Below are 6,999 nucleotides of genomic sequence, written 5' to 3' on the forward strand. Positions count from 1 at the left end.
AACCTCCCTCGGTAATCACACTTAGAAAAGTCTGGGCATAAACAAGCCAACACTAACCTCACTAGTTTGGAGCTAAAAAGTGAATTGCAGCAGTCAATGTAGGGAGCGATGAGTGCTCGGCATTCGCGTGCTTTGCGATGGTCTATCCAACATATAAGATCAAAAAAGCGAGCACTAAGCTCGCTTTTAACTATCTGTTTTTGAAAAAATCACAGCAGTTCAACCGACTGCTGGGCGATCACGAATTCTTCGTTAGTTGGCAAGGTATTAGTACAGCACACATATTACAGCTTCCTCGAACAAACTTTTGAACATTTATGAGTCAGTGATTCTGCTAAATTAGCATTTAAAGGATTAACTCAGGTATTGCAAATCTCTAGCTACGTGGCCAAGTTCACTTAGCTACTACAGGAGCCGTTCAAGTCTTAAAAAACATCATCCCAATACGGTAAATCACCATAATAGTTACTGAGAAACTCGATAAAAACACTCAACTTAGTCGCAATCAGCTTACGGTGCGGATACACCGCATATAGCGCCATGGGTTCTGGCTCAAACTCTTTTAGAATAACGTTAAGTTGGCCCTTCTTTACTGCGTCAGACACGATAAAGGTGGGTTGAAAAACATAGCCCTCTCCCGCTATAGCGGACTCAACGAGGATATCGCCGTTGTTGCAGGAAATACCGGAACTCTCCTCTTTTGACGAGCGCTTCAGCGCATTCATAAGTGGGGACTCGGATTGACTGTAATCCATGTAGCTGTAGCTTAGCAGATGCTCTGGAATAAGCTGTTCCGGATGCTCTGGCGTTCCATGCCGTTCAAGATAGTCTGGGGAAGCACACATAACCAACCGAACCGGAGCAACACGCTTTGCAATTAAGGATGAGCTTTTTAATTGCCCGATCCGTAACGCTAAATCAAAGCCCTCCTCAACCACATCGACTTTCCGATCGTTGAGTTGCAAATCGATACCCACAGCCGGATTGAGCTGCTTAAAATCCCGAATAAGTGAAGCGAGATGCTTGGTAGCAAAAGTCACCGGAGCACTGATACGCAGTAAACCTTGCGCCTCATTCTTTAACTGCCCCATGCTCCCTTCCATGTCTTGAATACTTTCCAAAATGTGCTGAACGTGTTGCACACATCGCTCGCCCGCTTCTGTAAGGTGTACTTTTCTCGTCGTGCGGTTCAGCAGGCGTACCCCGAGTTGTTCCTCCAAATGAGATACGTACTTACTGACCAACTGATTTGACGTTCCCAGTTTCTCTGCTGCCTTGGTAAAACTGCCTTCTCTAGAGACCGTGAGAAACGCCTTCATGGTGTCAATCCTATCCATTAAACAAATCCTTTTAATAAGTCAATTACCAACAATACATTGGAAATCATTCAATGATAATGCCATTTATCATCTAAAGGAGAAGGATTAATCTTATTCCCAAGTTAAGACTTACTTGAATAAATCAACTCTGAGGGAAATACCATGAACAAGCACATTTTTAACAAAGTAATTCAATCCAATGCTGGCTTTGCGGCACTAGTACTGAGAGTTCCGGTAGGAATCATTTTGGCTGCACATGGTGCGCAAAAGCTGTTTGGCTGGTTTGGTGGCTATGGACTTGAAGGCACTGGCCAATGGATGGCAAGCATTGGGCTAGCACCCGGTTACCTAATGGCATTGATGGCTGGCAGTGCAGAATTCTTCGGAGGTTTAGCCTTGATATTTGGCCTTTTGACTCGCCCAGCAGCACTGGTCAATGCATTTGCCATGTTAGTGGCAATCTTCAGCGTTCACATCAGCCATGGCTTATTTATCAGCAATAACGGTTACGAGTTTGCTTTGGCGTTATTCGCTGCCACTTTAGCGCTAGCCATTCAAGGTGGCGGAAAGTTTGCCATTGATAACCGCTTACTTGGTGCAACCAAAACCGCTTAATAAAAGCTATTGGACTCGAAACAAATTAGACAAACAACAGACGCCCATGGCGTACGCTCGCAAGGGGCTCTTCGAAATAAGGAAAGATTATGTTGGTAAATGGTAAGTGGGAACGCAAGTGGGATCCCGTTCAAGAGAAAGACAGTGAAGGCCGCTTCATCCGCCAAAGCAGCGCATTCACAAATCGCATTGACGATGCACAGTCAGCAGTCGATAAAGGTTTGCGACTCTATGCTGCTTACATTTGTCCTTGGGCAACACGCACATTAATTGCTCGCTCGTTGTTTAACTTAGAAGATGTAATTGACGTAAAAATCTTAGACCCAGTACTAACAGATTTCGGTTGGCAATTTGGGGGTGAATCTGATTCAACGGTAGGCTCTACAGAGAGTGGCATTGAGGGAGTGGAATACGCTCACCATCTTTATACGATGACTGATGACCAATACACTGGTCGAGCGACTGTGCCTGTACTTTGGGATTGTGGTGATAACAAAATCATCAACAACGAGTCTGCTGATATTCTTCATATTTTGAACGAAGACTTAAGACCGATTCATAATTCAAACATCAATTTGTACCCGACTGAGTTGCAATCACAAATTGAAGAGTTTAATGCCAGTATCTACGACAGCTTAAACAATGGCGTGTATCGCGCAGGATTCGCTTCAAGCCAGAAAGCTTACGACGAAGCCATGGTTGATATTTTCGCTCGCTTAGAAGAACTGGAAACACATTTTGCGAATAACGATTTTGCCGTTGGCAACCAACTAACCGAAAGCGACATTCGGTTATTCGTTACCTTGATCCGATTTGATGTGGCCTACCATGGCCTATTTAAAACTAACATCAAAGCCATCTCTGACTACCCTGCGTTGTCAGCGTATTTGGACCGCTTATTACAAATCGAAGCCTTTGCGAAAAACACTCGTGTCGATCATATTAAAGCGGGCTATTACTCGGTAACTGCGCTAAATCCATCTGGCATAATTCCTCAGGGGCCGTACTTGGATTGGTTTAAATATTTACCGGAGGGAGTATGAAACTAGCACCTCTGATGTTCGTTGGTCACGGTTCTCCGATGTTTGCGTTAGGCGCAAGCATCGAGGCTCAACAACAGGCGACCGATAATTTAACCCATCAAGTAGCTAAATTTGATGATGTGGAAGCTATATTAGTGATATCACCACATTGGGTTGCCCGCGGTAATGTCGTTATCACCAACGACCAACCAGAAACCATTCACGACTTTGGTGGCTTTCCACCTGAATTGTACGAGTTGAACTATCCTGCTGTGGGCTCACACATTGTTGGTAATAAAGTCATCGACTTATTAACCAACAATGGTTTCGAAACTAAGGCGGACAATTACCGAGGCTGGGATCACGGTGTTTGGGTACCGCTGTATCACCTGCGCCCAAATGCAGACAAGCCAATAGTGCAATTGTCGCTGAATGTTGATCTGTCACCAGATGAACTAGAAAAGCTCGGTAATACCTTGAAACAATTGCGTAAGCAGAATATTGCGGTTATCTGCTCAGGTAGCCTGACGCACAATTTATATGACATTCGAATGAGTCACGAGCGCGTCGCAGATTATGCAAACAAATTCCAAAATTGGGCACGGAAAATCGCTCTTGAAGGCAATTTAGCGGAGGCAAAACAGCCTCACGTTAAGTCTGTTCACTATGCGAAGTCACATCCTACCTCTGAGCATTATTTGCCGTTAGTTATTGCTATGGGAGCAAAAGATGACGCTGATAATCTTACGGTGTTGGAAAGTCCAATCTTGCATCACTCCATTTCAATGGAGAGTTATGTTTGGTCTCAGTGAGCAATAACATTACTTTAGTTTAGAAGAACAGCATCAACCAAGATAAGTATAAACTGCAAGGCTAAGAATGGGGCAGGAATGAGTTGAACCAGGAAGAATTCCTTCCTAGTTGCCAGTAGGCAAAGTGCAATCCGTCAGTTTAGTACCAAATGTCTAGCTCCGTGATCACACGAGTCAAACCTCAGGTCTATGAAGCCTCTGGACAATTCAGAGTTACGAACCATCAGACACGCTGAACTTTCACATAACTTCTAGTATCGCAACTCTACGGGCAGCAATTATGCAGCAGTCCAAATTAACTCATTCATTACATGTTGATATTACGAAAACTTTAGAAGTAACTAACCGATTAGGTAGGATACATTATTGCTTGGTTTCATTACCAACATAGCTTCATGAATCAATATTTCGCATATGATCATGCTTAATTGATAAATCTTCTTGCAAAAAGTCCAACAAGTGTCGATGTAGTTTGGGTTGATATTGCCTTGAAGGATACAGAGCCCATATGCCAATTGGATTGACTTCAAAGTCTTTCAACAAGATAGTCAAAGTCCCTGCTTGTATGTCGATTGCAATAAAAGGCAGAGGTAAACACGCTATACCTTTGCCATTAATCGCTGCATTAAGAAGTATGGAACTATCATTTACAGAGTAGTTACTTGTGACCGTTGCATTAATAGGCTGAGCAGATTTAGAACCGGCTTTAGAAACAAACAGCCAATCATTGCCTATTCGTTTGTGGATCAAGCAATTGTGATCGAGTAAATCTTCGGGAGATAAAGGAGACCCATGTTCTGCTAGATACTGAGGGGAAGCGCAAACCACCGATGGACAATCAGCCAATTTCTTTCCAATTAAAGATTCGGGCAGGTCATTACTCAACTCGATTGCCATATCAACCCCATGTTTTATCAAATCCAGTGACTGATTCGACAGCGTGAGATCGACTTCTATGTCAGGGTACTTAAGCATGAATTGTTCAATAGCTTGGGCAAGATAACCCTGACCAAACGAAATGCTAGTAACCAGTGAAATTCTTCCTTTAGGTTGAGAGTGCTGCTCTTGGGCTAAGCTATATAGTTGGGCATTCTGCTCTAAAATATTCTGGCAGAAAGGCAATAAATCACGACCGGCGTTAGTGATACCTAAGCTTCTTGTTGAGCGATATAGTAAACATACACCTAAAGACTTTTCCAACGCGGTTATATGCCTAGTCGCCATGGATCGTGACATTCCTAAAGCCTCAGATGCTGCCGTCAGGCTTCCTAGATCGACAGTAGAAACGAAAACTTCCATTGAAACAATTCTATCCATACACCCTCAATAGTTCGATTTATGCAACAATCTATTGACGTATAGCATATATATCAACTTCAAACTAGGTTTTATACTGACCTTCTATTCCAATACCGAGCCGAATGAAATGAAAAAAACAATGGTACTAGTCGCATGCCTCAGTGCAGGTTTAATTCAAAGTAATACACTATTTGCCCACACTCAAAATGCTGAAAACTCAACGGTAGCAATCATTAAGTCTGGTAAACTTATGGGAAACAACCATGATGGCGTAGCCACATTTTATGACGTCCCATATGCGAAAAACCCTTTTACGGCAGATCGCCGATTTCGAGCACCGCAAGCATACGAAACTTGGAGCGGAGTATTAGATGCAACAAAAGCAGGTCAACCTGTCCCACAGCCTAGCCGAGATAAAAACACCACCTTGGTGGGGGCTCCCGATGATCTAACTCTGAACATTTGGACACCTATGAACGCCGTAGCTACCAACAACAAGGCATCAAATAAAAAACTGCCAGTCATGGTGTGGATCCCTGGCGGCGCATTCATCCGAGAAGATGCGGCAGAGTTAGCCTACGACGGAACAAGCTTTGCTCAGAATGACGTGATTGTTGTAACGATCAATTATCGTGTAGGCGTTGATGGTTTTATGCACCTTGAGGGCGCACCGGATAATCGCGGCATTCTTGATCAGATCATGGCTCTTGAGTGGGTACAAAATAACATCGAAGATTTTGGTGGAGACCCTAGCCAAGTTACTGTTGCAGGTCAATCTGCTGGGGCAGAAAGTGTTGCCATTTTATTGGGTACCGAAAAAGCAGAAGGCCTATTCCAGAAAGCTATTATGCAAAGTCCTCCAATGGCATTTTTAACTCAGAAAGAAGCTCAGCAAATCACACAAAGCTAGACCAAAAAACTGAATATTCCAGCCACCGTTACAGGCTTATCGACCATTCCATTTCCTGAATTAGTTAAGAACGTTATTGATATGGGTTATACGATACAAGATCGCAACAAATGGGGAATGATATCATGGGGAGGCACCGCATTTTTGCCCGTTGTTGATGGCGATATCATTGTCGAGTCTCCAATGAAAGATCTCACTAAAGCTTCTCCTTCTATTCCGGTCATCGTTGGTAGCACCGATCAAGAGTCACGACTGTACCTTGTACCAAGTGATGCCGTAAACAATACGACCGAAAAAACGAAGTCGCTACTATTGTCTGACTTGTCACTGGAAGGCCGCCCTGCTGATGTGTATTCAACAAAAGACAATGGAAAAACTATTGGAGACACTTTTGCCGACATCCAATCTGATTTTACGTTTAAAATGCCAGCACTTCACATTGCTCAACAGTTAACTAAAAACGACAACAAAGTTTGGCATTATAACTTTTCTTGGATGTCACCTGCATTTGATGGTCATTTAGGAGCCGCACACTTTGTTGACGTGCCTTTTGTATTTAATACCACTGACAATGAACAAGCAAAAAGATTTGTCGGCTCACAACCTCCGATTGAACTTATTAACACCATGCATAGCCAATGGCTTACATTCATCAAGACAAGCAAAGCTGATTGGTCTCCATACAACTTAGCGGAACGACCAACAATGCAATTTGATGTTAAATCGAAACAGGTCAATGACCCTAATAGCTCAGTTCGAAAATTGTGGGAAGATTTTGAGTTCTAAGTAAAACGATTCAAATATTGGACGGTGGCTGCTGACATAATTCAGATTAGAAAAACTAGGTTATCACGTGGCTTGGTTTATTCTGTTGATAGATTTAACTAAAAGATAACGGGGCACTTTCGAGTTAGAAAGTGCCACGGGTAAAAATTCAATCCGAGAAGCTTTTGGACAGAAATCATTTAGACTATTTACTTAAATCGGGAGTCACCGGATTAATTCAGGTATCTAAAACTCCA

At 43.0% G+C, this 6,999-nt stretch carries 5 protein-coding genes and 1 pseudogene; 4 read left to right on the forward strand and 2 right to left on the reverse strand.

The genetic code is table 11. The annotated features are described in order from the left end of the window. Window positions 1-425: 425 nt before the first annotated feature. Window positions 426-1,337, reverse strand: coding sequence for a LysR family transcriptional regulator (locus AB4351_RS20830; protein WP_017062675.1), 912 nt, complete (start codon window positions 1,335-1,337; stop codon window positions 426-428). A 144-nt stretch (window positions 1,338-1,481) separates the two neighbouring features. Between AB4351_RS20830 and AB4351_RS20835 the strand changes: the two genes are divergently transcribed. The 3 genes from AB4351_RS20835 (at window position 1,482) to AB4351_RS20845 (ending at window position 3,768) form a co-directional block, all read left to right on the forward strand. Then, window positions 1,482-1,934, forward strand: coding sequence for a DoxX family protein (locus AB4351_RS20835; protein WP_017037256.1), 453 nt, complete (start codon window positions 1,482-1,484; stop codon window positions 1,932-1,934). Window positions 1,935-2,023: 89 nt separating this feature from the next. After that, the gene (locus AB4351_RS20840) at window positions 2,024-2,977 is read left to right on the forward strand and encodes a glutathione S-transferase family protein (RefSeq protein ID WP_017039294.1); all 954 of its coding nucleotides are present in this window, start codon (window positions 2,024-2,026) and stop codon (window positions 2,975-2,977) included. After that, a complete protein-coding gene (locus AB4351_RS20845; RefSeq protein WP_371959803.1) occupies window positions 2,974-3,768 on the forward strand; it encodes a class III extradiol ring-cleavage dioxygenase in 795 nt (264 codons plus the stop codon). The genes AB4351_RS20840 and AB4351_RS20845 overlap by 4 nt, the downstream gene beginning before the upstream one ends. Window positions 3,769-4,161: 393 nt before the next feature. On the opposite strand, the gene AB4351_RS20850 is transcribed toward AB4351_RS20845, so the two are convergent. Further along, a complete protein-coding gene (locus AB4351_RS20850) occupies window positions 4,162-5,085 on the reverse strand; it encodes a LysR family transcriptional regulator (RefSeq protein WP_372127035.1) in 924 nt (307 codons plus the stop codon). A 121-nt stretch (window positions 5,086-5,206) separates the two neighbouring features. Between AB4351_RS20850 and AB4351_RS20855 the strand changes: the two are divergent. Further along, window positions 5,207-6,763: pseudogene (locus AB4351_RS20855) on the forward strand (carboxylesterase/lipase family protein). Window positions 6,764-6,999: the final 236 nt, after the last annotated feature.

The organism is Vibrio sp. 10N.261.51.F11 (assembly GCF_041471665.1).
In the GTDB taxonomy this organism is placed as follows: domain Bacteria; phylum Pseudomonadota; class Gammaproteobacteria; order Enterobacterales; family Vibrionaceae; genus Vibrio; species Vibrio crassostreae_C.

Coding starts and splice junctions, on each gene's coding strand:
- AB4351_RS20845 (WP_371959803.1), top strand. CDS start 2,974: ATGAAACTAGCACCTCTGATGTTCGTTGGTCACGGTTCTCCGATGTTT.
- AB4351_RS20835 (WP_017037256.1), top strand. CDS start 1,482: ATGAACAAGCACATTTTTAACAAAGTAATTCAATCCAATGCTGGCTTT.
- AB4351_RS20830 (WP_017062675.1), bottom strand. CDS start 1,337: ATGGATAGGATTGACACCATGAAGGCGTTTCTCACGGTCTCTAGAGAA.
- AB4351_RS20850 (WP_372127035.1), bottom strand. CDS start 5,085: ATGGATAGAATTGTTTCAATGGAAGTTTTCGTTTCTACTGTCGATCTA.
- AB4351_RS20840 (WP_017039294.1), top strand. CDS start 2,024: ATGTTGGTAAATGGTAAGTGGGAACGCAAGTGGGATCCCGTTCAAGAG.